The 24,526-nt window shown below is 68.3% G+C and carries 23 protein-coding genes; 12 read left to right on the top strand and 11 right to left on the bottom strand.

Annotation, left to right across the window (positions count from 1 at the left end; genetic code table 11):
• Positions 1 to 85: 85 nt before the first annotated feature.
• Positions 86 to 724 carry a TetR/AcrR family transcriptional regulator gene (locus A5757_RS11365; RefSeq protein WP_066833248.1) on the bottom strand — a complete coding sequence of 213 codons (639 nt, stop codon included), beginning with the start codon at positions 722 to 724 and terminating at the stop codon, positions 86 to 88.
• A 119-nt stretch (positions 725 to 843) separates the two neighbouring features.
• Between A5757_RS11365 and A5757_RS11360 the strand changes: the two genes are divergently transcribed.
• Positions 844 to 2,325 (top strand): cytochrome P450, encoded by a 1,482-nt coding sequence (locus A5757_RS11360; RefSeq protein ID WP_066833246.1) that lies wholly within the window; start codon positions 844 to 846, stop codon positions 2,323 to 2,325.
• A 19-nt stretch (positions 2,326 to 2,344) separates the two neighbouring features.
• On the opposite strand, the gene A5757_RS11355 is transcribed toward A5757_RS11360, so the two are convergent.
• Complete coding sequence (locus tag A5757_RS11355; RefSeq protein WP_066833243.1) at positions 2,345 to 2,740, bottom strand: alpha-isopropylmalate synthase regulatory domain-containing protein; 396 nt, start codon at positions 2,738 to 2,740, stop codon at positions 2,345 to 2,347.
• Positions 2,741 to 3,076: 336 nt separating this feature from the next.
• Here A5757_RS11355 and A5757_RS11350 point away from each other — a divergent pair, with 336 nt between their 5' ends.
• Together A5757_RS11350 and A5757_RS11345 are read left to right on the top strand one after the other, a co-directional pair.
• On the top strand, positions 3,077 to 3,832 hold the full coding sequence (locus tag A5757_RS11350; RefSeq protein WP_066833323.1) for a sulfite exporter TauE/SafE family protein: 756 nt from the start codon (positions 3,077 to 3,079) through the stop codon (positions 3,830 to 3,832).
• Between the two features lie 104 nt (positions 3,833 to 3,936).
• Positions 3,937 to 5,151 (top strand): sensor domain-containing diguanylate cyclase, encoded by a 1,215-nt coding sequence (locus tag A5757_RS11345; RefSeq protein ID WP_197497316.1) that lies wholly within the window; start codon positions 3,937 to 3,939, stop codon positions 5,149 to 5,151.
• Between the two features lie 8 nt (positions 5,152 to 5,159).
• Here A5757_RS11345 and A5757_RS11340 read toward each other — a convergent pair whose 3' ends face one another.
• On the bottom strand, positions 5,160 to 6,224 hold the full coding sequence (locus A5757_RS11340; RefSeq protein ID WP_066833317.1) for a phosphotransferase family protein: 1,065 nt from the start codon (positions 6,222 to 6,224) through the stop codon (positions 5,160 to 5,162).
• 12 nt (positions 6,225 to 6,236) lie between these two features.
• Complete coding sequence (locus A5757_RS11335) at positions 6,237 to 7,064, bottom strand: class I SAM-dependent methyltransferase (RefSeq protein ID WP_066833239.1); 828 nt, start codon at positions 7,062 to 7,064, stop codon at positions 6,237 to 6,239.
• Between the two features lie 114 nt (positions 7,065 to 7,178).
• On the opposite strand from A5757_RS11335, the gene A5757_RS11330 reads away from it, so the two are divergent.
• Entirely contained in the window at positions 7,179 to 7,853 is a 675-nt protein-coding gene (locus tag A5757_RS11330) for a helix-turn-helix domain-containing protein (protein ID WP_066833238.1), read from the top strand.
• A gap of 5 nt (positions 7,854 to 7,858) precedes the next feature.
• Here the strand turns inward: A5757_RS11330 and poxB are convergent, their stop codons facing one another.
• Both poxB and A5757_RS11320 read right to left on the bottom strand, forming a co-directional pair.
• Positions 7,859 to 9,595 carry a ubiquinone-dependent pyruvate dehydrogenase gene (gene poxB / locus A5757_RS11325; protein ID WP_066833236.1) on the bottom strand — a complete coding sequence of 579 codons (1,737 nt, stop codon included), beginning with the start codon at positions 9,593 to 9,595 and terminating at the stop codon, positions 7,859 to 7,861.
• A gap of 70 nt (positions 9,596 to 9,665) precedes the next feature.
• The gene (locus A5757_RS11320; RefSeq protein ID WP_066833234.1) at positions 9,666 to 10,424 is read right to left on the bottom strand and encodes an SDR family NAD(P)-dependent oxidoreductase; all 759 of its coding nucleotides are present in this window, start codon (positions 10,422 to 10,424) and stop codon (positions 9,666 to 9,668) included.
• A gap of 99 nt (positions 10,425 to 10,523) precedes the next feature.
• On the opposite strand from A5757_RS11320, the gene A5757_RS11315 reads away from it, so the two are divergent.
• Together A5757_RS11315 and A5757_RS11310 are read left to right on the top strand one after the other, a co-directional pair.
• The gene (locus A5757_RS11315) at positions 10,524 to 12,071 is read left to right on the top strand and encodes a molybdopterin-dependent oxidoreductase (RefSeq protein WP_066833232.1); all 1,548 of its coding nucleotides are present in this window, start codon (positions 10,524 to 10,526) and stop codon (positions 12,069 to 12,071) included.
• Between the two features lie 119 nt (positions 12,072 to 12,190).
• Positions 12,191 to 13,291: a PE-PPE domain-containing protein gene (locus A5757_RS11310; RefSeq protein ID WP_066833229.1), complete on the top strand. Its 1,101-nt coding sequence runs from the start codon at positions 12,191 to 12,193 to the stop codon at positions 13,289 to 13,291.
• Between the two features lie 4 nt (positions 13,292 to 13,295).
• Here A5757_RS11310 and A5757_RS11305 read toward each other — a convergent pair whose 3' ends face one another.
• On the bottom strand, positions 13,296 to 13,880 hold the full coding sequence (locus tag A5757_RS11305) for a DUF5994 family protein (protein ID WP_231983952.1): 585 nt from the start codon (positions 13,878 to 13,880) through the stop codon (positions 13,296 to 13,298).
• Between the two features lie 55 nt (positions 13,881 to 13,935).
• Positions 13,936 to 14,316 (bottom strand): hypothetical protein, encoded by a 381-nt coding sequence (locus A5757_RS11300; RefSeq protein WP_066833226.1) that lies wholly within the window; start codon positions 14,314 to 14,316, stop codon positions 13,936 to 13,938.
• Positions 14,317 to 14,644: 328 nt separating this feature from the next.
• On the opposite strand from A5757_RS11300, the gene A5757_RS23885 reads away from it, so the two are divergent.
• The 5 genes from A5757_RS23885 to A5757_RS22745 all read left to right on the top strand — a co-directional run bounded on the left by A5757_RS23885 (position 14,645) and on the right by A5757_RS22745 (position 19,555).
• A complete protein-coding gene (locus A5757_RS23885) occupies positions 14,645 to 14,779 on the top strand; it encodes a hypothetical protein (protein ID WP_255360359.1) in 135 nt (44 codons plus the stop codon).
• 109 nt (positions 14,780 to 14,888) lie between these two features.
• A complete protein-coding gene (locus A5757_RS11295; RefSeq protein ID WP_231983951.1) occupies positions 14,889 to 15,440 on the top strand; it encodes a hypothetical protein in 552 nt (183 codons plus the stop codon).
• A 42-nt stretch (positions 15,441 to 15,482) separates the two neighbouring features.
• Positions 15,483 to 17,024 (top strand): ATP-dependent DNA ligase, encoded by a 1,542-nt coding sequence (locus A5757_RS11290; protein WP_066833223.1) that lies wholly within the window; start codon positions 15,483 to 15,485, stop codon positions 17,022 to 17,024.
• 87 nt (positions 17,025 to 17,111) lie between these two features.
• Positions 17,112 to 19,400, top strand: a complete 2,289-nt coding sequence (locus tag A5757_RS11285; RefSeq protein WP_066833220.1) for a carbon starvation CstA family protein — start codon at positions 17,112 to 17,114, stop codon at positions 19,398 to 19,400.
• Positions 19,352 to 19,555, top strand: a complete 204-nt coding sequence (locus tag A5757_RS22745; protein ID WP_082929414.1) for a YbdD/YjiX family protein — start codon at positions 19,352 to 19,354, stop codon at positions 19,553 to 19,555. Before A5757_RS11285 ends, A5757_RS22745 begins: the two co-directional genes overlap by 49 nt.
• On the opposite strand, the gene A5757_RS11280 is transcribed toward A5757_RS22745, so the two are convergent.
• Together A5757_RS11280 and A5757_RS11275 are read right to left on the bottom strand one after the other, a co-directional pair.
• Positions 19,552 to 20,802, bottom strand: coding sequence for a cytochrome P450 (locus tag A5757_RS11280; protein WP_066833217.1), 1,251 nt, complete (start codon positions 20,800 to 20,802; stop codon positions 19,552 to 19,554). The two genes, A5757_RS22745 and A5757_RS11280, sit on opposite strands and share 4 nt — an antisense overlap.
• Positions 20,799 to 21,848: an LLM class F420-dependent oxidoreductase gene (locus A5757_RS11275; protein ID WP_066833302.1), complete on the bottom strand. Its 1,050-nt coding sequence runs from the start codon at positions 21,846 to 21,848 to the stop codon at positions 20,799 to 20,801. The genes A5757_RS11280 and A5757_RS11275 overlap by 4 nt, the downstream gene beginning before the upstream one ends.
• Before the next feature lie 78 nt (positions 21,849 to 21,926).
• Here A5757_RS11275 and A5757_RS11270 point away from each other — a divergent pair, with 78 nt between their 5' ends.
• Positions 21,927 to 23,423: an acyl-CoA carboxylase subunit beta gene (locus A5757_RS11270; RefSeq protein WP_066833215.1), complete on the top strand. Its 1,497-nt coding sequence runs from the start codon at positions 21,927 to 21,929 to the stop codon at positions 23,421 to 23,423.
• A gap of 38 nt (positions 23,424 to 23,461) precedes the next feature.
• On the opposite strand, the gene A5757_RS11265 is transcribed toward A5757_RS11270, so the two are convergent.
• A complete protein-coding gene (locus A5757_RS11265) occupies positions 23,462 to 24,505 on the bottom strand; it encodes a TIGR03857 family LLM class F420-dependent oxidoreductase (protein WP_066833211.1) in 1,044 nt (347 codons plus the stop codon).
• Positions 24,506 to 24,526 lie beyond the last annotated feature (21 nt).

Genomic DNA, 24,526 nt, shown 5'->3' with positions numbered 1-24,526 from the left:
CAGCGACCCTACGAGCCAGACACCAGGTGATCAGGAATCCAACCACCGCAATACGCGGCACCCCACCCTGACACTGACGGCGACCCTACCGTCCGTCGGCGAGATCCGATCCGCCCCAGAGCCCGTAGAGCCACAGCCGCTCGACGACCTCGACGGCGCGGCTCGGATCGTTCTCCCGTCCGACGAAACCGCTGTCCCGCGAGAGGGTCAGCGCCGTCGTGGACGTCAGCGTGCGCACCAGGGCCGGCAGATCATCGGTGATCGGCCGCGCTCCGGCGTCCTGCCGGACCAGTCCGACGATCTTGTCGATCACGGCGTCCTCGAAATCGTTCATGATGTCGCGGATCTGTCCGTCGGTGTTCCTGGCCAGGGTGGTGGCGCGCATGATCGGGTCGTTGCTGGCGAACACCACCTTGGCGTAGCCGACCATCCGCCGGGCGAATTCCGACGGCGACTCCTCGGGGTCGCGGGGCGCGTAGTCGCGGCTCAGCTCGGCCAGTTCGGCCAGCGCGTCGGCGACGATCACGGCCAGCACGGCGTATTTGGAATCGAAGTAGAAGTAGAAGCCCGACCGGGCGACCCCGGCGCGCTCGCTGATCGTGCTCACCGACAGATCGGCAAACGACTGCTCGCTCAGCAGTTCCCGAACGGCCTGAACGATGGCGTCACGCTGCCGATCGCCGCGCGTGCGGCGAATCTCCGAGGGAGCGGGTTCGGCACTCATGACATAAGACCTTCGCACCGCGGCGTACGAGAAACAAAACTTGACATGCGTCAAGACGGCCGGTCAGGATAGCCCCCAGGTGACGTCCACCACAGCGTCGTGAGACCAGGAGCGTTCAGATGCCCACCATCAGTACCCCCGAATACCTGATTGACCAGGCCAAGCGGCGTCTCACCCCAGCGGTGAACAACTTCCCCGGCGTGAGCCTGGTGGAGAAGAAGCTGCTCAACACGGAGTTCAAGCAGACGGTCCTCGCGCAACCGCCGGCGGGCAGTGACCTCAAGCCCGTCCTGGGTGACAAGGGTCTACCGATCTTCGGTCACATGATCGAGATGTTCCGCGGAGGACCCGATTACTTCCTGCACCTGTACCGCAAGAACGGGCCGGTGTTCTACGTGGACTCCCCCGCGCTGCCGTCGGTGGCCGCCCTCGGGCCGGACGCCACCCAGGCCGTCTACACCAACCGCAACAAGGACTTCTCCCAGCAGGGCTGGGTGCCGGTGATCGGCCCCTTCTTCCACCGGGGACTGATGCTGCTCGATTTCGAGGAGCACATGTTCCACCGGCGGATCATGCAGGAGGCCTTCGTCCGGACCCGGCTGGCCGGATACACCGAGCAGGTCGACCAGGTGGTCTCGAAGGTCATCGCCAACGACTGGGTGGCCAACGACTCCCGGTTCCTGCTTTATCCCGCGATGAAGGAACTGACCCTCGACATCGCCTCGATGGTGTTCATGGGCCATGAGCCCGGCAGCGACAAAGAACTGGTGACCAAGGTCAACAAGGCCTTCACCACCACGGTGCGCGCCGGGAATGCGATCATCCGCACGCCCGTCCCGCCGTTCACCTGGTGGCGCGGTCTGCAGGCGCGCAAGCTGTTGGAGGACTACTTCGCCGCGCGCGTCAAGGAGCGGCGCGGTCAGGACGGTTCGGATCTGCTGTCGGTGCTGTGCCAGACCGAGGACGAGGACGGCAACAGCTTCTCCGACGCCGACATCGTCAACCACATGATCTTCCTGATGATGGCCGCGCACGACACGTCGACCTCCACCGCGACGACGATGATCTACCACCTCGCCGGCAATCCCGAATGGCAGGACCGCTGCCGCGACGAGTCCGACCGCCTCGGCGACGGCCCCGTCGACATCGAGTCGCTGGACAAGCTGGAAACGCTGGACCTCGTGATGAACGAGTCGATTCGGCTGGTGACGCCGGTGCAGTGGGCCATGCGCCAGACCGTGCGCGACACCGAACTCGTCGGCCACTATCTGCCCGCGGGCACCAACGTGATCGCCTACCCCGGCATGAACCACCGGCTCGAGGAGTTCTACCCCGACCCGATGCGCTTCGACCCGTCCCGGTTCGCGGAACCGCGCAACGAACACAAGGCGCACCGTTACGCGTTCAGCCCGTTCGGCGGCGGCGCGCACAAGTGCATCGGCATGACCTTCGGTCAGTTGGAGGTCAAGACGATCGTGCACCGGCTGCTGCGCAAGTACCGGCTCGAGCTGCCCAGCGCCGACTACCGCACCACCTGGGATTACGGCGGTATGCCGGTGCCCAAGGACGGTATGCGGATCGTCCTGCGCCCACTGCGCTGACGTCCGGCGCCAACCGGGATCAGGGTGCGGCGAGCAACCGGTTGGCGCAGGCGATGACCGCGCGCAGCGCCGACTGCGTGGGGTCCTCCGACAGACCCATCGCCCATTCGGTGTGTGACCCGTCGGAGCCGCGGATGAATGTGGCGGTGTCCGCCCCGGAGGGGATCTGGTGGAAGGCCATCATCTCCAGCGGGATGCCCTGGGTGTGCAGCATCTCGGTCAGCGCGGCGACCGGCCCGGACGCGGCGGCGGTCGACGTGCCGATCCGGTCCCCGATGGCCAGCGTGGCTTGGTAGTTCCGCGCCTGCGGACCGAGCCGGCAGGCCGGTCGATCCGCATCGGTGCAGGCCCAGTGGCCAAGGCGCAGCGGGCCGTGGTGGGGTGAGTACTCGGCGAGAAAACTGTCGAACGGCATGGCGTCGGCCTCCCTCCGCAAGCCGCAGGGAACCGGGGCGCCGAAGCGCGACGCGGCAGTGGTAGCGGCTTCTGTTGCGGTGTGACGTGCCTGGATGTGACTTGCTCGAGTGGTGGTCATGCGTGCCGGTCATCTCTGGTTCGAGGACGTGACCGACGATGGAGCAACGACCCACAGCGAGGGGTCGGTCTGGATCAGACCCCGCTGCGGGTTGCTACTACGAGTCGCCTTGGCACGTCCGCGACTGTAGACCTCCCCACCGCAGCGCGCAAACACTTTCCGAACGCGCCGCCGACTGCGCCGAACTCTAGGGTGGTCCCGGTGTGGGCGCCTCCGTTGACCTGGCAGGACGCGGTCTTCCTGGTCATCGCCGGGGTGGCTGGCGGGCTGACGGGCAGCATCGCCGGGCTGGCGTCGGTGGCGACGTATCCTGCGCTGCTGCTGGTCGGGCTGCCTCCGGTGGCCGCCAACGTCACCAACACCGTCGCGGTGGTGTTCAACGGCGTCGGCTCGATCTGGGGATCGCTACCCGAACTCCGCGGCCGGACCGACTGGATCAGACGAATCGTTCCCGGCGCCGCCCTCGGCGGCGTGGTCGGCGCCGCCCTGCTGCTGTCCACCCCGGCCGAGAGCTTCGAGAAACTCGTCCCCATACTGATCGGCTTCGCCGCGGTCGCGATCCTGATTCCGCGCCGCGCCCACGCCGTCGACCGCAGCGTGCCCCGGTCCCGATGGGCCGTGGGCGGCGAGATCGGGGCGATCTTCCTGATCTGCATCTACGGCGGGTATTTCGGCGCGGCCGCCGGCGTACTGCTCCTGGCGCTGCTGTTACGGGCGGGCGAGACGCTGCCGCACGCCAGCGCGGACAAGAACGTCATCCTCGCCACCTCCAACGTCGTGGCCGCCGCAGTGTTCATCGTCCTCGCGCCGGTGCACTGGCCCGCGGTGCTGACCCTCGGGCTGGGTTGCCTGGTTGGATCGCGCCTCGGGCCGATCGTGGTCAGACATGCGCCGGCGACACCGCTGCGAGTGGCGATCGGACTCTGCGGGATCGCGCTGGCGGTGAAGTTGGGCGTCGACGCGTACCGGTGACGCTGCGAAGTCGGCCCCGCCAGAACGCGTCGGCGTTACTCTCACCGCTGGGGGGAAGCGTGACCAGTCCGGAATTAGCCGAGAGCGCCGAACAACGGCGTTACTTGCGCTTACTCGATCGCAGCGTCGCGCCGGTCCTGGTGGTCGACGGTGAGGCGATCACCTACGTCAACCACGCTGCCGCCCGGGTGTTGGCGGCCCACGCACCCACGGACCTCGTCGGGTGCCATCTGCGGGACCTGATGCTGCCGGGCTCGGCGCTCATCCTGGACGAACACGTCGACGCCCTGACCACCGACGGGCCCGCCTCCCCGCCGGTCGAGGTCGACCTGCGGCGCCTTGACGGCGCGATCATCCACCGCCTCGCGGTCGCCTCCCGGACCACGTGGCCGACAGGGCCACGCACCGAGGTCACGTTCGGATCTCTGGCCGAGGAGCGCGCCACACAACGTGGGCGGAATTGGGAAGCGGTGATGAACCGCCTCCACGAGGGCGTCGTGATCGCCGGCAGCGACGGCACCTACGAATTCATCAACGCCGCCGCACGCCGGATACTCGGCGTCACCGATGAAGACATCCGGGATCTACCGATGTGGGACGGGCGCGGGCGGAAGATCAAACAACAGGCCCACCCCGTCGAGACCATCCGTCGGTCGGGCATGACGCTCAGCGGTGGCCTGATGGGTGTCGACCGGATAGACGGGCAACGGGTGTGGGTGGTCGGACACGGATGCCTGCTCGATCCCGACGATCCGCAGCAGTCGTCGGTCCTGTTCTCGTTCACCGATGTCTCCGAGCAGTACGCCGCTCGGGAACGCCTGCGTCACCGGGCCGACCACGACTGGTTGACCGGCCTGCCGAATCGGGCCCACGCGCTCGACCGCGCCACCCGCGGGCTGGAGCCCGATGCGGACCCGGCGCTGAGGGCGGTTCTCTTCATCGATTTCGACCAGCTCAAGTCGGTCAACGACCGTCACGGCCACACCACCGGCGACCACGTACTGCGGGCGGCCGCCGAACGGATGCTCTCGGTGATCCGGCCCTCGGATGTACTGGCGCGTCTCGGCGGCGACGAGTTCGTCGCCCTGGTGTTCGCGCCGGCCGATCCCGCTGAGATCGTCTCGCTCACCGAGCGATTGCACAACGTGTTGTCAGAACCGATCGAGGTGGATGCGCTCGACATCGCTGTCAGCGCCAGTATCGGAGCAACGGTGATCGACGAACTCGACATCCGCCGCGCGGAGGAGATGGTTCGTGACGCCGACATCGCGATGTACCGGGCCAAGGCCTCGGGCCCCGGTCGCACCGCGTTCACCTGACGGCGGGGTCAGAGAAAAGGATTGTCTCCGTGCGCGACCCGGCTGCCCAGGTCGATCAGGTTCTGCGCGGAGGCGTGCAGCCGCTCCCCCGCCTCGGAGGTAGCCTGGCCGGCGAGGAACCGTGACCAGGTGCCCTCGATGACGATGGCGAGTTTGAAGCATGCCATCGCCAGATACCAGTCCAGGTGCGGTGTCTCACGGCCACCGGCGTCGCAGTAGGCGCCGAGGAGTTCACGGCGGGTCGCGATCCCGCCGAGCGCGCCCAGTGCCGACCCGGCGTCGATCGGATTCGGGGGCAGCGGCCAGCAGATCAGCATCCAGCCGAGGTCGAGCAGAGGATCGCCGACCGTGCACATCTCCCAGTCGATGAACGCGGCGAGTTCAGGCCGCTCGCGCCGCAGCAGCACGTTGTTCAGATGCGCGTCGCCGTGCATGATGCCGGGCACCTCCTCGGGCGGCAGATGTTCGGTCAGCCAGTCCGCCAGCGGGGTGACGGCAGGGAACGACTCCGGCGCGTAGTGATCGTGCCGGTAGCTTTCCAGCAACCGCAGAAACTGTGGAACCTGCCGCGCCACAAAGGAACCCGGTCGCCGGATGGCGGCCAGTGGGCTGCCCTGCCAGGCCGCGTTGCCGAGTTTGGCCAGGCTCGCCGCATACGACAGCCCCACCGCGTGCCGCATACCCGCATCCCGGGCATAGGCGTCGGTGACCTCGGTGCCGGGGTTGAAGCCGTCGACCTCCTCCATGAGATAGAAGACGACGCCCATGACGCTCAGATCCTCACAGCCCGCGATGAATCCGGGGTGCGGCACGTCGCTGCCCGCGAGGGTGCGCAGCACCGCGATCTCGCGTTGCATGGTCTTGTCGCTGGTGGGCCGGGGATGGACGGGCGGGCGCCGCAGCACCATCGGGCGTCCGTCCACGTGTACGCGCACCACCACGTTCTGCGTGCCGCCGGCCAGTGGGGCCACATCGGTGACAGCATCGCCCAGACCGATGGCGCGCACCCACCGCGTCAGCGCCGCGACATCGTCCTCGGAGAGCGTCGGAAGCTGGGGCGCGTCGTCGGGCATGCCCACATCGTGTCAGGCCACGCGTGCGGTCACCAGGAGGTACTCCCACTCCATCACCGGCGAGTCCCGGAGGAAGTCGTCGCCGATGCCGGCGATCGCGGCGTCGAGTTCGGCGGTGCGGTGCGCATCGTCGGCGACGTTGCGGTACGCCGCGATGGTCGGCCCGTAGACCGCTTTGAAGTAGTCGCGGAACGCGGCGCCGTCACCGAAGTGTCCGACGGGCAGCGTCCGCCGCTCGGCCGTCAGGTCGGTGACGCGGTCCCCCAACAGCTTCCGCACGTGCTCCTCCCGGCCCCACAGCGGCGGCGGCTGCGCACCCGGCGGAGGCGGTGCCATGAAAGGTTTCATCGTCGAGAACAGGGTGCCGATGTGCCCCTCCGGCGTCCAATTGATCAGTCCGAGCCGACCTCCCGACCGGCACACCCGTACCAGTTCGTCGGCAGCACGCTCGTGGAACGGCGCGAACATCACCCCAATGCAGGACATCACCACGTCGAAGTCGTTGTCGCCGAACGGAAGATCATGCGCATTCGCCTCTCGCCAGTCGAGTTCGATCCCGGCCGCGGTGGCCAGCGCGCGACCGTGCGCGAGCAGGTCGGGTACGAGGTCGCTCGCGGTCACGGTCGCTCCGGTGCGCGCGGCCGGGATGGCCGCGTTGCCGGTTCCGGCCGCGACGTCGAGCACCCGGTCGCCCGGCCGGATCGCCAACGCCTCGACCAGCGTCTGCCCCAACGGCGCGACGAGTTCGGCGGCCAGTCTCGGATAGTCACCCGAAGCCCACATGGCGCGGTGTTTGTCGGCCACCTGCTGTTCGCGGGCCGTGGCGGTGTCTGTTGCCATGGACTCATCGTCGCGCTCGCCGCCGCGTAAAACCAGTTCCGGATCTGTACTAGGGGTCGCCCGGTGAGAGACGATGTACCGGTAGCCGGGGCGGAGGTAACGGAGGTACCCGGGATGAGTGGATACGGCCAGTTCTGTCCGGTCGCCAAAGCGATGGAGCTCTTCGACGAGCGGTGGACATTGCTCGTGGTCCGCGAAATGCTGCTCGGCAGTTGCCATTTCAACGAATTGCGGCGCGGTGTGCCGAAGATGTCGCCGGCTCTGCTGTCCAAGCGGCTCAAATCGCTGGTACGCGCGGGCGTGGTCGACCGATCGGAGGCCGACGGACGGACCACCTACACCCTGACCGCCCGCGGTCGGGAACTCGCGGAAGTCGTCGACGCACTGGGCCGCTGGGGCGTGCGCTGGATCGGGGAACTCGGCGACGCGGATCTCGACCCGCACCTTCTGATGTGGGACATCCGCCGCGGCATCCCCCTCGAGGCGTGGCCCGTCACCCGCACCACGCTGGCCTTTCGGCTGACCGACGTCCCGCCGCGCACCGCGCGGTGGTGGCTCGTGGTCAACGCCGGCGAGGCCGACGTGTGCGACGTCGATCCGGGGTTCGAGGTCACCGGCGTGGTCTCGGCCGGGCTGCGCACCCTGACGCGGCTGTGGCGCGGGGATCTCACCTGGCAGCAGGCGCTGCTCGACGGCCGTGTGACGATCTCGGGGCCGGTAGACGTGCGACGGGCGGTCCCGCACTGGATCGGTCAGAGCCGGATGGCGACCGTACCCAGACCCGCCTGAGGCGGTCAGTCGAGGATGCGGCGAGCGACGTTCGTACTGACCAGATCGAGCAGTTCGTCGCCCCGTCCGGCCAGGATCGTGCGGATCGCGTAGAGCGAGAAGCCTTTCGCCTGCTCGATGGTGATCGCCGGCGGGATGGAGAGTTCCTGGCGGGCGGTCACGATGTCGACGACGGCTGGTCCGTCGTATGCGAGTGCCTCCGCGAGCGCGCCCTCCAGATCGCGCGGCGCCTCGACCCGTCTGCCGAACGCACCCATCGCCCGGGCGACGGCGGCGAAGTCGGGATTGACCAGTTCTGTCCCGAAGTTGACGATCCCGGCGGCTTTCATCTCCAATTCCACGAAGTTCAGCGACGAGTTGTTGAACACGACGACCTTGACCGGCAACCGGTTCTGGATCAGCGTGATCAATTCACCGAACATCATGGTCAGACCACCGTCACCCGCCAGCGCTACCACCTGGCGGCCGGGGAACGCGGTCTGCGCGCCGATCGCGAGCGGGAGTGCACACGCCATGGTGCCGTGATTGAACGAGCCGATCAGCCGTCGTCGCCCGTTCATCGTCAGGTACCGCGCCGCCCACACCACCGGTGAGCCCACGTCACAGGTGAACACCGCGTCCTCAGACGTCAGCCGATTCACCGTCGCCGCAACGTATTCGGGGCGGATCGGGCTGCGGTCGCGGTCGTTGACGGCCAGCGAGTCCAGTGATGCGCGGGTGCGGCGGTAGTGCCGGAGCGAACGGTCCAGGTGCTCGCGGTCGGACTTGGGCACCAGCAGCGGGCGTAGTGCGGCGAGAGTGTCGGTGACCGTGCCGACCAGTCCGAGGTCGATGGGGGTACGTCGCCCGAGATGGCGGCCGCGGATGTCGACTTGGATGACCTTGGCATGGTCGGGATAGAACTGCCCGTAAGGGAAGTCGGTGCCGAGCATCAGCAGTGCGTCGGATTCCTTGATGGCCTTGTACCCCGACGCGAACCCGAGCAGACCGGTCATCCCGACGTCGAACGGGTTGTCGTACTCGATGAACTCCTTACCGCGCAACGCGTGCACGATGGGGGCGTTCAGCGTGGCGGCGGTCTCGACGAGCGCATCGTGCGCATCCGCGACGCCGGCGCCGCCGAGGATCGTGACGCGCTGCGCGTCGTTGAGGATCGCGGCCGCCTGCTGCAGTGACGCGTAGTCGGGCTGCACCACCGAGCGGGTCGCCAACACCGGTCGGGCGTTCCAGGCCGACGCGTTCGCCCGCTGCAGGAAGATTTCGCCCGGCACGACGACCACCGCGACGCCGTTCTCCTCCACGGCGGCCCGCATCGCCATCTCGAGGATGCGCGGCGCCATCTCCGGGATGCTGACCAGTTCCCGATAGACGCTGCAGTCGCGGAACAACTCCTGGGGATGGGTCTCCTGGAAGTAGTCGGACCCGATCTCGCTGCGCGGGATGTGCGCGGCGATGGCCAGCACCGGAACCCGGCTGCGGTGGGCGTCGTAGAGCCCGTTGATCAGGTGCAGGTTTCCCGGACCACAGCTGCCGGCGCAGACGGCCAGTCCGCCGGTCAGTGCGGCGTCGGCCGCCGCCGCGAACGCCGCGGTCTCCTCGTGGCGGACGTGCTCCCACGAGATGGCGCCGCTGCGGCGGATCGCGTCGGTGAAACCGTTGAGGCTGTCGCCCGGCAGACCGTAGACACGGCGCACGCCGCTGCCGGACAGGGCGGAGATGACGTGATCTGCAACGGTCGACACCCGCGCAGCCTATGCGAATTCGGCGCGGAAACGTGCGCTGAGCGAACGTTTCCGCGCCGAAATCGCGGGTTTACTTGGGGGCGAAGCGCTGTCCCGCGTCCAGCCGGATGCACTGACCGTTGAGCATCGCGTTCTCCACGATCGCGACGGCGAGCTTGGCGTACTCGTCGGGGCGGCCCAGCCGCTTCGGGAACGCGGCGTCCTTGGTGAGCTGCGCGGCGAACTCGTCGGGGATGCCCTCGGTGAGGCCGGTGGCGAACAGGCTGGGGGCGATCGCGGTGACCCGGATGCCGAGGCTGCCCAGATCGCGCGCCATGGTCAGGCACATCCCGGCGATCGCGGCCTTGGACGCGGTGTAGGCGACCTGACCGATCTGACCCTCGAACGCCGCGATCGAGGAGGTGTTGATGATGACGCCGCGTTCATCGTCCTCGGGCTCGTTCTTGCTCATGTGCTCGGCGGCGAGCCGGCTGATGTTGAAGGTGCCGACCGTGTTGAGGTCCTGCACCTGCCGGAAGACATCGAGATCGTGGGGCCCGTTCTTGGACAGGGTCCGCATCGCCGAGCCGCCGCCCGCGGTGGTGACCGCGATGTGCAGCCCGCCCAGGGCCTCGACGGCCTGCTTGAGCACCTGCTCGGTGCCCGCGAAATCCATCACGTCGACCTCGTAGAAGGTGCCCCCGATCGCATCGGCGACCTCTTTGCCCTTCGACTGCGGCCGGTCCAGCACGGCGACGCCCGCGCCGCGCTTGGCCAGTGCCTCGGCGGTGGCCTTACCGAAGCCGGAGGCACCTCCGACGATGACGGCTTTCTTGCCCTCGATCTCCATCAAGCTCCCTTTCCATTTCAGTGTGGATCTGTAAACAAGCTAGCCGACGTCACCGTCCGGTAAGCCCTTCGGGTCGCTGCGCTGACTACCTTGGCCAGCATGGGCGGTCCAGCACGATCATCTCGGGCGTGGTGTGGAATCGCCGCGGCCGCGGTCGCCCTCGGGGTCACCGAGTTGGTGGCCGCGTTCTTCGGGCCCGCGGCCGACGCGCGCACGGCGGTCGGGTCCGCGGTCATCGACGCCACTCCGGGACCGGTCAAGGAGTGGGCGATCTCGACGTTCGGCATGGCCGACAAGCTGGTGCTCTCGCTGCTCGTGTTGCTCGTCATCGCGGTGATCGCGGCCGTGGCGGGCGCGCTGGAGACCCGCCGGGTGCCGATCGGCAGCGTGGCGATCGTCGCCGGCGGCTTCGCGGGGTGCGCGGCGGTGGTGTCCCGCGCCGGGGCCACCGGCTCCGACGTCATCCCGACGATCGTGGGCACGGTGTGCGGGGTCGTGGTGTTGCGTCTGCTGGTGTCGGGGCGGTTCGTCGACGCCGCCGACCCGGTCGACGGCGGGCCGGATCGGGGCCGCCGGTTGTCGCTGATCGCGCTGGGCACCGTCGCGCTGGGTGCGGTGGCGGGTGCTGCGGGCGCCACGCTGTCGAGACGCGCGGCCTCGGTCGCCGGGGACCGGGCCGCGTTCGTGGTCCCGAGCCCCGCGACTCCGGCGCCGCCGATTCCGCCGGGCGTGCAGCCCGCCGGTGTCGCGCTGCCGTCGTTCATCACCGACAACTCCGACTTCTACCGCATCGACACCGCGCTGAACGTTCCACAGGTGGACCGCGAATCGTGGCGGCTGCGCATCCACGGCCTGGTCGATCGCGAGATCACCTATAGCTTGGCCGATCTCGAGCAGTTCGAGGTGGTCGAGAAGGTCGTGACGCTGACCTGTGTATCCAATCCCGTCGGCGGAAACTTGATCTCCACGGCCACCTGGACCGGCTATCGCGTCCGAGATCTGTTGGCGCAGGCGGGCGTTGCGCCCGATGCGGACATGGTGCTGTCGACATCGCAGGACGGGTTCACCGCGGGCACCCCGGTCGAGGCGCTGACCGACGGCCGCGACGCGCTGCTCGCCGTCGGGATGAACGGCCAGCCGCTGCCGACCGAACACGGCTATCCGGCCCGGCTGGTGGTGCCCGGCCTGTACGGCTACGTATCGGCGACGAAGTGGGTGGTCGATCTGGAGCTCACCCGGTTCGACCGTGCCGAGGCCTACTGGACTCGTCTGGGCTGGTCGGCGCGCGGGCCGATCAAGACGCAGTCGCGCATCGACGTCCCCCGCAGCGGCTCTGACGTCACGCCGGGCCCGGTGACCTTCGGCGGAGTGGCGTGGGCCCAGGACAGCGGGGGTGTGCGCAAGGTGGAGGTCCGCATCGACCCACCCGGCGGTGAGGGCGAGTGGCGCCAAGCCGTACTCGGCGAAAGTTACTCCGACGACACCTGGCGGCTCTGGAGCATCGACTGGGAGGCGGGTGCGCCGGGCCTGTACTCCATCACCGTCCGCGCCACCGACGACACCGGCACGGTGCAGACGCCGGAGCGGGCCGATCCGGTCCCGGACGGCGCCACCGGATGGCACCGGATCACGTTCGCCGTCCGATAGCGGTACCTGCGTTCCGCGGCTCTCACCTGTTGCGCACCGATACAGTGGTCGGCGAAGGCGTTTGCCACACCGGGGGGACACACCGCATGACACACCGATATCTCAGTTGCGCTGCCGTCATGGCGGGCGCACTGCTGCTCGCACCCACCGCGATCGCACCGACCGCCGATGCGGCCACCGCCTACACCGTCGAGCCGCTCGGCGGCACCGACCGCACGCCGAACCTCCTCAACGGCTCGATCTGCGCGGCGTACACCTGCGTCAAGGTGCCCACCGAAGCGACGGTCGACCCGTCGCACTCCGAGGGAGTTCTCGGCGAGGAGGGCCCGATCTCGCGCGGCGCGCTCACGCTCGACGACATGCTGCGCGAGGACAGCGGCGAGAAGCTCGTGTTCGGGTTCTCCCAGGGCGCACAGATCGCGGGCTTCTGGCTGCGGAACTACGGACCCGACACCACGGTCAGCCGCGAGAACACGTCGTTCCTGCTCGTCGGGGATCCGGAGAACACCTACGGGGTGCCGTGGGCGCCCCGGGTGCCGACCAACACCGGATTCGCGGTGACCGAGTTGTGGGCACAGTACGACGGCTGGGCGGACTGGCCCGACCGCTTCGATCTGCTGGCTGTGGCGAACGCCGTGTACGGCATGTTCACCATCCACACCACCGCCTACAACGACCTCGATCTCGCGGCCGCCGAGGCGCGCGGGGACGTGGTGACGTGGAAGTCCGAGGGCATCACCTACAAGATGGTCACCGAACAGAACGTCCCGCTCCTGGACCCCTTGCGCAACATCGGCCTCGGGTGGCTGGCCGATATGGTCAACGACGATCTGCGCGATCACATCGAAGCGCAGTACGACCGGCCCTCCACCCAGGTGGAGGCCGACGCCCGCTTCGGCTCCGGTGACGACGACGACGCGGACGTTCCGCCGCCGGCCGAGACCGAGACGGATGACACGGACGACCCGGGGGACGCCGGTGACCAAGCGTCGCAACGGATCTCGTCGGTCAACCGGAGCGCGATCGACACCGCGGACCTGCGGGACAGCAGCCGGAGCGAAAGCCGCGCGGTGCGCACCGCCCCCTCGCGTGGGGACACCGACAGCGGGGACGGCGGCGTCCGGAGGGCCCAGCGGACGTCTCCGGCCGCCGGCGCGTCGTCCGCGTCGTCGGGTTCGTCTGGAGTCGAGAAGGCCGCCCGCGCCGACGGCGTCGCGTGATGACCTACAGGGGCGCCGGCGCGCCCCCTTCACATTCCCACCGGGAGAGCGCCAACTGCGCGTCGAACATGGCGGGCTCGCCCCGGTAATGCTCACCGAGCAGTTCCTCGGGGGTGGCGACGTTGGTGGCGGTGGCTGCGGCGGTCACGATCCGGTAAGCCTCCTCGGCATCGGTGTAGGGCGGCACGACGAGCAGGTCCAGCCGACCCATCCGCGGCCCGGTGAGGGTGATGATGTGCGGCGTCTCCGCGGTCGCGTCGACGGGCACGCGTCCGATCTCGGGGAGTTCCATATGCGCGGGCACCGCTGACCATTCGTGTGGGTGGACGCTGACGGACGCGATGCGCCCGTAGCGGCGGGCCAGCGCGTCGAGCAGCGGGGGCAGTTCGCCGACCAGCATCTCCGACCGCGGCCACCATCCGCCCTGGACGTGTCCGCAGACGCGGTGGCCGGGCTTGAGCCGCAGCCGCAGCGTCGCTATCTGGGAGCGCCTGCGACGGCGCAGATCCTGGGCGACGCGCGGCTGGGCAGCGGGGCGATGGCCGGTGCGCGTCACATCAATTCGCGGGCGTTCGCTGGTGATCGTCATTGGATGCCTCCTCAAAGATGGCTCACGGGGTAGGTGGCTGTGCGCGGCGGCCGTATCAGCCCGGTGGGATGGTCGTCTGGCCGACGAGGTTGTCGAGGCCACGCTCCCAGCTGCGTGCGCGCAGTCGTCGGCACGTCGCGACCGTCGCCGCGCACGTCGTCACGATGGCGAACACCACCGCAACCCAGGCGATCAGCGCGATGGCCGCCGCCTGCGCCACACCCGCACCCGTGTCGTGCACCGCAGTTCCGATCGCACCGGCGAACGGCACCACCAGAACGGCGAACACGACGGCGAACACCATTGCGAGCACCTCGACGCGGTCGCTGGTCCGCACCAGCGGATTTCCGCCTCGCAGTCGTCGCATCCATGACGGCATCCGCAGGGTGAAGGAGTCCATCGGCTCGTGCGTGGGCACGTCTCGGCATTCGTTCATCGCTGAAGTCCTCGGGTCGGTCGGAGTGTGGTGTGGCCGGTCCACGCTCAGATGGCGAATGCCTCGAGAGGCGGACGGCTCGACACCGGGCGCGCGGATATCGCGCTGCTCCACATCCATGGTGGGGCTGGATCGGCCACGGCGCTTGCCCGTTGCGAACAACTTCAACGCGCGGGGTTGTCCGACCGGCACAAAGATTTTCCGTCGTCGCATTCGACAGTGCACACGACAATACGCACCGACCGAACGAAAAACCGAGGGACTGGCTTTTATTTTTTCCTTGGGTATGGTCGAGCACAGTGGTGGTTGAAAGGAAAAGGAGCACCCGATGGGAACCAAATCCCGAAGCGCCGAACTGAAGAAGCCGACGATGACCGTCAAGGAACGCCGTGCGGCCAAGCGCGCAAAGAATCATGAGGAGCGCCTGACGATTTCGCGGCGCAAGCGTCCCGAACGCACCTGAACGACCGGGCCCTGGGCCCCCAAAACAATACATTCCACGAATTGGGGCGGGAGAATTCCCGTCCTCAATTCGTGTTTTCAATCGCATTTTGCAGAATTAGAGGTCATCCGTGGTTACGGCCAGTGCCGAGAAAATGGCGACGGCACTCGTCTTCGGGACGTCGCCTGACATTTCCGCGTCCATCGCCGACGCCTTCGCACGCCACGATGTCGCCGTGCGTCGCGCTCAGCTGCCGCGCGGGTCGCCCCGGCTGCGGTGGCGGGGAGACGCGCTCATCGACTCGACCGACGATGTGGTCGACACCGTGATCCTGGTGCTCGACGAGCACACGATCGGATCTCTGTTCGACGGCCGCCCCTCCGGCCCGTCGCGTCGACGGCTGCGCGAATACGGCGACGAGGTGTGCGACTTCGCCGTCGACACCGCGCTGTCGTGGGGCGCGCGCCGGTTCCTCACCGTGTGCGACGCGCGCCGGCTGACATTCGGCAGGCGCGTACGCGCGGTGCGGTGGGTCCGCGATCTGGCGCGCAGCATCGGGTACGAGGGGTCGATCAACGGCCCGCATCCGCTGGCCACCTCGTATGCGCTGATCGAGACCGCTGTCGACATCGACCGGATCGCCGGCGCCGCCGCGAACGGCACCGGCGGAGTCCGCATCTGACCTGTACTCGGTGTTGTCGGGGTTCCGTGCCAAGCTGGCCGGGTGTTGTTGATGGACGTGGCCGGCGCCTCGATCGACGTCGGCGCGGTCTCGTCGCGGTTGGCGAAGGTCGCGCGCATCGCCGAACTGCTCACCGTCGCCCGCCAGGACGGTGCGGACACGGTCGAGATCGTCGTGTCGTGGCTGTCCGGTGAGTTGCCGCAGCGGCAGATCGGCGTCGGATGGGCGGCGCTGAAATCCCTGCCGCCCCCAGCCGATCAGCCCACACTCAGCGTGGCCGACGTACACGCCCGGTTCACCGAGATCGGAGCCGTCGCGGGCCGCGGCTCCCAGGCGCGCCGCGCCGACCTCCTCGCCGCACTCTTCGGCGCGGCAACAGCATCCGAGCAGACCTTCCTGCGCCGGCTGCTCACCGGGGAGCTCCGCCAGGGCGCGCTGCTGGGCGTGATGACCGACGCGGTCGCGAAAGCCACCGCCCTGCGCGCCGCCGACGTCCGCCGCGCAGCGATGCTCGCCGGCGATCTGCCGGCCGTGGCGGCGGCCGCCCTGACCGGGGACGAGGACGCACTCGCCCAGTTCACCGTGCAGGTGGGACGCCCCGTGGGACCGATGCTCGCCCAGACCGCAACCGGTGTCACCGACGCCCTCGAAAAGCTGCGTGGCACAGCAGTGTTCGAAGCCAAGCTCGACGGCGCCCGGGTGCAGATCCACCGCAGCGACACGGAGGTGTCGGTGTACACCCGCAGCCTCGACGACGTGACCGCCCGGCTTCCCGAGGTGGTCGAGGCCGCGTTGGCGTGGCCGGTCGACGCGGTGATCGCCGACGCCGAGGCGATCGCACTACGCCCCGACGGCCGGCCGCACCGCTTTCAGGTGACCGCGTCGCGGTTCGGCCGCAGCGTCGACATTGCGGCCGCCCGGGCGGTGCAGCCGCTCTCGGTGTTCGTCTTCGACGTCCTGCACGTCGACGGTGTGGACCTGCTCGGCCGCTCCACGGTCGACCGCGCCGCCGCCCTGGCCGCGGTGATCCCGGCCGCGCAGCGTGTCGACCGATTGGTCACCGCGGACGCCGGAGAAGCGCAGCGCTTCCTCGAGGCCACGCTGGCGGCCGGCCACGAGGGGGTGATGGCCAAGGCCGCGGAGGCGCCGTACGAAGCGGGACGCCGTGGCGCGGCGTGGCTGAAGGTCAAACCCGTGCACACCCTCGACCTGGTGGTGCTCGCGGTCGAGTGGGGCAGCGGCCGACGCAGCGGCAAGTTGTCGAACATCCATCTCGGGGCCCGGGATCCGTCCGGCGGCGGGTTCGTGATGTTGGGCAAGACGTTCAAGGGCATGACCGATGCGATGCTCGAGTGGCAGACCGCCCGCTTTCTCGAGTTGGCGGACGGTTCGACTGACACTTACACCGTCAAGGTGCGGCCCGAACAGGTGGTGGAGATCGCCTTCGACGGCATCCAGACCTCGACGCGGTACCCGGGTGGGATGGCGCTGCGTTTCGCCCGGGTGGTCCGCTATCGCGATGACAAATCCCCCGCCGAGGCCGACACCATCGACACCGTCCGGGCGTTGCACGAACCCGGCTGACCGACGGAAAGCCACGTTCGCCTCCGTGCCGATTTCGGTGATGGAAGGATCGACGCGCACGCATCGTCGCCGCAGAGGGGGAAGCACATGCCAGGACCCGCCGCCGCATCGTTCGAGCGCACCGAAGAACGCGATGGGGACGTCACCTACATCCGCACCGACAAGGACCTGCCGCCGGTGGCGATCGTCGACCGGTCCCCGATCACGGTCAAACACCGGATCGTCTTCGGTGTCATCGCGCTCATCGGTGCCTTCGCGTGGCTGATCATCGCGTTCTTCCGCGGCGAGACGATCAACGCGGTGTGGTTCGTCCTCGCCGCGATCTGCACCTATCTCATCGCGTTCCGGTTCTACGCCCGCTTCATCGAGATGAAGATCGTCGCGCCGCGCGACGACGTCGCCACCCCGGCTGAGATCTACGAGAACGCCACCGATTACGTGCCGACCGACCGGCGGGTGCTGTTCGGCCACCACTTCGCCGCGATCGCCGGGGCAGGCCCGCTGGTGGGTCCGGTGCTGGCGATGCAGATGGGCTTCCTGCCGGGCACCATCTGGATCATCATCGGCGCCGTGGTCGCCGGTTGCGTCCAGGACTACCTGGTGCTGGCCATCTCGGTGCGACGGCGCGGCCGCTCCCTGGGGCAGATGGCCCGCGACGAACTCGGCACCGTCGGCGGTGTGGCCGCCATCGTCGGCGTCCTGGTCATCATGGTGATCCTGCTCGCGGTGCTGGCGCTGGTCGTCGTTCAGGCACTCGCTCAGAGCCCCTGGGGCGTCTTCTCCATCGCGATGACGATTCCGATCGCGATCTTCATGGGGCTGTACCTGCGCTTCCTGCGGCCGGGCCGGGTCTCGGAGGTATCGCTGATCGGGGTGGCGCTGCTGCTGCTGGCCGTCGTCTCCGGAGGCTGGGTCTCCGAAACCGCCTGGGGCCAAGACTGGTTCACCCTCTCCAGCGTCACGCTGTCGTGGTGCATCATCGCCTACGGGCTGGCCGCATCGGTGCTGCCGGTGTGGTTGCTGTTGGCGCCACGCGACTACCTGTCGACATTCATGAAGGTCGGCACCATCGCGCTGCTGGCCGTCGGCATCCTGATCGCCCGGCCGGTGATGGAGGCACCTGCGATCTCCACCTTCGCCGGTTCGGGAACGGGTCCGGTCTTCGCCGGATCGCTGTTCCCGTTCCTGTTCATCACCATCGCCTGCGGCGCCCTGTCCGGCTTCCACTCCCTGATCTCCTCGGGCACCACGCCCAAGCTGCTGGAGAAGGAAAGCCAGATGCGGCTGATCGGCTACGGCGGCATGCTCACCGAGTCGTTCGTGGCGATCATGGCGCTGATCACCGCCGCGATCATCAACCAGCACCTGTACTTCGCGATCAACGCACCCGCAGCCGCCACCGGAGGCACCGCCGAAACCGCGGCCGACTATGTCAACGGGCTGGGCCTGTCCGGCGCGCCGATCACACCCGCCGAGATCTCCGGTGCCGCAGAATCAGTCGGCGAGGACTCGATCGTGTCGCGCACCGGCGGCGCCCCCACCCTGGCGTTCGGGATGTCGGAGGTGCTCAGCTCCGTCTTCGGGGGCAGCGGCATGAAGGCGTTCTGGTACCACTTCGCGATCATGTTCGAAGCGCTGTTCATCCTCACCACCGTCGACGCCGGCACACGGGTGGCGCGCTTCATGCTCTCCGACGGCCTGTCCAACCTGGGCGGCCCGATGCGACAGCTCAAGGACCCCAGCTGGCGGGTGGGCGCCTGGGTCTGCAGCATCATCGTGGTGGCCGCGTGGGGCAGCATCCTGCTGATGGGCGTCACCGATCCCCTCGGCGGCATCAATACCCTGTTCCCCCTGTTCGGCATCGCCAACCAGCTGCTCGCGGCGATCGCCTTGACCGTCGTCACGGTCGTGGTGATCAAGAAGGGCCTGCTGAAATGGGCCTGGATACCCGGCATCCCGCTGCTGTGGGACCTCATCGTCACCCTCACCGCGTCGTGGCAGAAGATCTTCTCCGGGGACCCGAAGGTCGGCTACTGGACACAGCACTTCCAGTACCGCGCCGCCCAGCAGGCCGGTGAGACCACGTTCCTCTCGGCCAAGTCGCCGGCCGACATCGACGCCGTGGTGCGCAACACCTTCATCCAGGGCACGCTGTCGATCATCTTCGCGGTCCTGGTCATCATCGTCGTCGCGGCAGGGGTGATCGTCGCCGTGCAGTCCATCCGCGGCCGCGGCCGTCCCCTCGCCGAGGAGGAACACGTGCCGTCGCGGCTCTTCGCCCCGTCGGGGATGATGCCCACCCAGCCCGAGAAGGAGGTGGAGAAGCAATGGAACGAGCTGGTCGGCTCGCACACCAAATCCGTCGGTACTGGGTGACGTACTGGGCGACGCTGATGGGTGACAACCACTACCGCCGCTATCTGGAGTTCCGGGCCCGGGTCCACCCCGGGGAACCCGTACTGTCCGAACGGGAGTACTGGCGGATGCGGCACGCCTCGACCGAGGCGAACCCGAACGCGCGCTGCTGCTAGCCGCCGGCGGCCGGCCGTAGCGAATACCGGATCGGCAGGTGCTTGAGACCGCCCACGAACACCGTCGCGATGTGCTCGGGGTCGCCGGCGAGTTCGATGTGTTCCAGCCGGGGCACGAGTTCGGTGAAGAAGCTGTTCACCTCCATGCGGGCCAGCGCCGCGCCCAGGCAGAAGTGCACGCCGTAGCCGAACGCGATGTGTTTGTTGGGTTCCCGGCCCACGTCGAAGCGGAACGGCTCGTCGAAGACGTCCTCGTCGCGGTTGGCCGACGGATACGACAGCAGCACGGACTGTCCCGCCGCGATCGGCACTCCGCGCACGGTGGTGTCGACGGCGGCCGTGCGCATGAATTCCTTGACGGGGGTGACCCAGCGGATCATCTCCTCCACCGCCGTCGGCATCAGATCGGGGTTCTCCCGCAGGCGCCGGAGTTCGCCGGGGTTCTCGATCAGCGCGTGCAGCCCACCGGAGATGGTCGCGCTGGTGGTGTCGTGCCCGGCGGTGGCGATGATCGCGTAGTACGACACGGTGTCGATGTCGGACAAGGGTTCGCCGTCGATCTTGGCATTGGCGATTGCCGAGGCGAGATCCTCGGTGGGGTGTTCGCGACGGGCGGCGGTCAGCGCGTTGAAGTATCCGAACATGTCGAGCAGCACCGCGACCTGATCCTCTTTCGAGGCGCCCTGGGCGAATTCGTCGTCGTCGTTGCCGAACAACTCCTGCGTGTACTGCAGCATGCGCGGGAAGTCCGCCTCGGGCACCCCCAGCAGCGACATGATCACGTACAGCGGGAAGTTGACGGCGACCTCCTGCACGAAATCGCATTCACCGCCGGCCTCCATCATCTGGTCGACGTACCGTCGGGCAAGTTCGTCGACACGCACCTTCATCGCGCGCATCGCTTTGGGCCGGAACCAGTCCGCGCCGATCGCGCGGACCACGCGGTGCTGCGGATCGTCGAGGTGGATCAACGTGCTGATCCCGACACCGGCCTGCAGTTCATCGGATTCGCGGGTCATCAACACCGGCCGCGGTGAGTTGGTGAACACGGTGTTGGCCCGCTCGATGGCCATGATGTCCGCGTGTTTGGTGATCGCCCAGAACGGCCGGTAATCCGGTACGTCTACCCAGGCCACCGGCGCTTCGGCGCGCAGACGCGCCAGTGCCGCATGCAATTTCGTCTCGTCGGCGTAGGACTGCGGGTCGGCGAAGACCTTCGCGGCCTCGTCGATCATCGGTGTACTCATGGCGTCTCCTCACGGACGGGCGACAGGTCCCGGACGTCGCGCAGGATTGCGGCGACCCCGGATTCGGGTAGGTCGGACGGAAAAGCGGGTAGCACCCGGGTGATTGCGCCGTCGCACCGACGCCGCAGCTTGGCCGCCACCTCGTCCGGAGGCGCGACCACGGCGAACGCGTCGAGCATCTCGTCGTCGATGAGGCGGCCCATATCGTCCCACCGGCCGGCTTTGGACAACCGGTGCAACTCCGGCTGCAGCTCGCCCCAGCCGTGTAGGTCGAGCACCGGCCGGTACGCCGGCGTCGACGCGTAGAAGGCAAGTTGGTTGCGGGTGGCCGTCGCGGCGATGCTCATCTGCACCTCGTCCTGGCCGGTGACGACGAACACCGGACACGACACCGCGATGGTGTCCGGTTCGCGCGCAGCACGTTCGGCGCCGCGGGCCAGCGCCGGCAACGTGACCTCGTCCAGATAGCGCCTGGTGGTGAACGCGTGCGCCAGCAGGCCGTCGGCGACCTCGCCGGTCATCTCGGTCATCGCCTGGCCGACTGCCGCGAGGTACACCGGCGGGGTGCCGTGGTCGTGCGGTTCGGGGGTGAACATCGGCGTCATCAAGGTGTGGGTGTAGAACTCCCCCGCGAAGTCCAGCCGGGTGCCGTCTCGCCAGCTTTGCCAGATCGCCTGCAGCGCGGCGATGTACTCGCGCATCCGTCGCACCGGTTGGCTCCAGGGCATGCTGAAGCGCCTCTCGATGTGCGGCCGGATCTGCGAGCCCAGGCCGAGGATGAACCGGCCGTGGGAGTAGGCCTGCAGATCCCAGCCGAGGTTCGCGACGGTCATCGGGCTGCGTGCGAACGCGACGGCGATGCTGGTCCCGATCTGCAGGCGCGAGGTGTGCTCGGCGGCCAGCAGCATCGGCAGAAATGGATCGTGGGCGATCTCGCCGGTCCAGCAGCCGTCGTAGCCTTGCTCTTCCAGCGTTCGCGCAGTCTCGGGTACGGCCTCGAGTCGGCTGGGAATCCCCCGGTCGATCATGAGGGCAGGCGCGGACATGGCCACGGCAGACGACGCTACAGTAAGCAATTCAGTAGGGTCAACGGCGGCAGGCCCTCGACGGAGTGAGGAACCACGATGACGAACGATCCCGACTGGAAGGAGACGCTCGAGGACCTCGACCTTCGGCGCGGGCGGACCTACGGGATGGGCGGCCCGGAACGGCTCGCCAAACACCACGCCAAGGGCAAGCTCGACGCCAGGGCACGCGTCGACCGACTGCTCGACGAGGGGACCTTCGCCGAGTTCGGCACGCTCGTGGGCGGTGAGATCGCCGCCGACGGGATCGTCGCCGGGTCGGGGCGGATCCACGGAATGCCGGTGATGGTGGGCGCCGAGGACTTCACCACGCTGGCGGGCAGCATCGGCCCCGGCGGCAACGCGAAGCGGTACCGGCTCGCGGAACTCGCTCTGCGCAACAAGATCCCGCTGGTGATGCTGCTGGAGAGTGCGGGATTCCGGCCCAGCGGTGAGCATTACGGCCGCACCCCGACCGATCTGCTGGCCCAGGCCCGGTGCTCGGGCAAGGTGCCGACCGTCGCCGCGGTACTCGGCCCGTCGGCCGGACACGGCGCGCTCGTCGCGCCGGTCTGCGACTTCACGATCATGAGCGCCGGCGGCGCCATCTTCACCGCAGGCCCGCCGGTGGTGAAAGAGTCCACCGGAGAGGACATCTCGAAGGAGGACCTCGGCGGGCCGGATGTGGCGCTGGCCAGCGGCGTCGTCCACAACTACGCCGACGACGACGAGACCGTGATCGACCACATCCGGCACTACCTGTCGTACTTCCCGTCCAGCGCCTGGTCCTATCCCCCGACCCGGCTCGCCGACGACACCGCCGGGCCCCGGCCGACGCCCGAGCTGCTCGATATCGTCTCCCGCGACAACCGGCACATCTACGACATGCGCACCGTGCTCGACGTGGTGTTCGACCGCCCGGACTGGTTCGAGGTGCAGCCGAAGTTCGGTCCCGCGATCATCTGTGCGCTGGCCCATCTCGGCGGCTATCCCGTCGCCGTGGTGGCCAACCAGCCGCAGGTCATCGCCGGATCGATCGACGCCGACGCCGCAGACAAGGCGGCCCACTTCATCGCCGTCGCGGATGCGTTCCACCTGCCGATCGTCTTCCTCGCCGACAACCCCGGCATGCTGCCCGGGAGCAGGTCGGAACGCAGCGGCGTATTGCGCAGCGGAGCACGGATGTTCGCCGCACAGACGGCTGCCACCACGCTGAAACTCCATGTGACGCTGCGTAAGGCGTTCGGCTTCGGCTCGATGGTGATGTCGCTGCTGGGATTCGACGATCAGGTCGCGACGTTCGCCTACCCCGGCGCGACGATGGGCGCGATGAGTGCGGCCGCGATGAGCCGCGCCACCCACGCCGGCGAGGACTACACCGAGGTGCTCAAGAAGATGGAGCTGGAGGCGTCCTACCGGTCGGCGGGCCACCTCGGATTCGACGAGCTGATCTCCCCGGAGGAGACGCGCGACGCGCTACTGGTGGCCCTGCAGCACGGCATCTTCAGTCGCCAGCAGGTCGCCGAGCCGGTGTACCGCACAACCATCATGCCGTAGCGATTTTGGGTGTAGTTGGTTGCGCTGGGCGCGACGGACTACACCGAGATCGCGTATTCGGTGACGATCGGTGCCAGTTCGTCGGGGGTTGCGCCGTGCATGATGACCGCGTCGGCGCCGTAGTCGAACTCCTTGCGCACCCTCTCGACGCACTGCTGCGGCGATCCGGTCGCGGCGGGTTCGAGCCACTCGTCCGGGATGAGGGTGGCGATGTGCTCGATCTGTTCGGCGCTGGCCTTGTGGTCGATTCCGCCGGGCACCGACTGCACCACCGGATCGTCGCGGAACCGTTGCAGCACAGCCGGATCCCACCCGTTGGTGTTCACCAGCAGATCGCCGTAACCCTGCAGGTAGGTGGCCAGCCGGGCGACGGTCTTCTTCAGCCGGAGTTCCTCGGGCAGATGGTCGCCGACGGTGGCGAAACACGACCACACGCGGACGCTCGCCGGATCGCGGCCGGCCTGTTCGGCGGCCTGCTTGACGGTCTTGACCGCTCGCTGCAGCGTCTCCGGGGTGAAGTAGGTGTGCAGGATGACGTCGTCGAACTCCCGGCCACCCAGCGCGAGGGTCTGCGGGCCGAAGGCCACGATCGCCAACCGGATGTCCTCGCGGAAGTCGGGGTCGAGGAACAGCAGCGGGTACTTGCCGATCGGCCCGTCGTGACCGAAGATCATCTCCCCCTGCCACAGCTTGCGCATCACCTGCGCGAAGTCCTCCATCTGCGCGGTCGTCACCGCGGGCACCCCGAACGCGTTGTACATCGCTGCGATGCCGCGACCCAGCCCCAGCGTGAAACGGCCGCCGGAGAGCCGGTGCATCGTCGTCGCCCACGATCCGGTGATCAGTGGGTGACGGGTGTTGTGGTTGGTTGCCGCGGTGGCGATCTGCATCCGCGTCGTGACCGCCAGCGCGGCGCCGGTCAGCGAGGACGCCTCTTTGACGTTCCACCGCTCGGAGATGAATCCGGTACCGAAACCGAGCTCCTCGCCGCGCCGGGCCTCATCGACCAACGTCGCCGGGCCCTCACCGCCGGCCCCGGCCAGCAGGTAATAACCCAGTTCGTTCAGCACCTTCCGCGACATTCCCCCGTCGCTGCGCTCCTG

Source organism: Mycobacterium sp. 852013-51886_SCH5428379 (assembly GCF_001665575.1).
GTDB lineage: Bacteria > Actinomycetota > Actinomycetes > Mycobacteriales > Mycobacteriaceae > Mycobacterium.
This window is presented reverse-complemented; position numbering and strand designations above follow the sequence as displayed.

Bases quoted from the DNA above. Each gene is read 5' to 3' on its own strand.
- A5757_RS11315 (WP_066833232.1), top strand. From the start codon at position 10,524: ATGGGCGGTCCAGCACGATCATCTCGGGCGTGGTGTGGAATCGCCGCG.
- A5757_RS11330 (WP_066833238.1), top strand. From the start codon at position 7,179: ATGAGTGGATACGGCCAGTTCTGTCCGGTCGCCAAAGCGATGGAGCTC.
- A5757_RS11305 (WP_231983952.1), bottom strand. From the start codon at position 13,880: ATGACGATCACCAGCGAACGCCCGCGAATTGATGTGACGCGCACCGGC.
- A5757_RS11280 (WP_066833217.1), bottom strand. From the start codon at position 20,802: ATGAGTACACCGATGATCGACGAGGCCGCGAAGGTCTTCGCCGACCCG.
- A5757_RS11285 (WP_066833220.1), top strand. From the start codon at position 17,112: ATGCCAGGACCCGCCGCCGCATCGTTCGAGCGCACCGAAGAACGCGAT.
- A5757_RS11300 (WP_066833226.1), bottom strand. From the start codon at position 14,316: ATGAACGAATGCCGAGACGTGCCCACGCACGAGCCGATGGACTCCTTC.
- A5757_RS11265 (WP_066833211.1), bottom strand. From the start codon at position 24,505: ATGTCGCGGAAGGTGCTGAACGAACTGGGTTATTACCTGCTGGCCGGG.
- A5757_RS22745 (WP_082929414.1), top strand. From the start codon at position 19,352: ATGGAACGAGCTGGTCGGCTCGCACACCAAATCCGTCGGTACTGGGTG.
- A5757_RS11360 (WP_066833246.1), top strand. From the start codon at position 844: ATGCCCACCATCAGTACCCCCGAATACCTGATTGACCAGGCCAAGCGG.
- A5757_RS23885 (WP_255360359.1), top strand. From the start codon at position 14,645: ATGGGAACCAAATCCCGAAGCGCCGAACTGAAGAAGCCGACGATGACC.
- A5757_RS11365 (WP_066833248.1), bottom strand. From the start codon at position 724: ATGAGTGCCGAACCCGCTCCCTCGGAGATTCGCCGCACGCGCGGCGAT.
- A5757_RS11275 (WP_066833302.1), bottom strand. From the start codon at position 21,848: ATGTCCGCGCCTGCCCTCATGATCGACCGGGGGATTCCCAGCCGACTC.
- A5757_RS11340 (WP_066833317.1), bottom strand. From the start codon at position 6,224: ATGCCCGACGACGCGCCCCAGCTTCCGACGCTCTCCGAGGACGATGTC.
- A5757_RS11355 (WP_066833243.1), bottom strand. From the start codon at position 2,740: ATGCCGTTCGACAGTTTTCTCGCCGAGTACTCACCCCACCACGGCCCG.
- A5757_RS11270 (WP_066833215.1), top strand. From the start codon at position 21,927: ATGACGAACGATCCCGACTGGAAGGAGACGCTCGAGGACCTCGACCTT.
- A5757_RS11335 (WP_066833239.1), bottom strand. From the start codon at position 7,064: ATGGCAACAGACACCGCCACGGCCCGCGAACAGCAGGTGGCCGACAAA.
- A5757_RS11320 (WP_066833234.1), bottom strand. From the start codon at position 10,424: ATGGAGATCGAGGGCAAGAAAGCCGTCATCGTCGGAGGTGCCTCCGGC.
- A5757_RS11310 (WP_066833229.1), top strand. From the start codon at position 12,191: ATGGCGGGCGCACTGCTGCTCGCACCCACCGCGATCGCACCGACCGCC.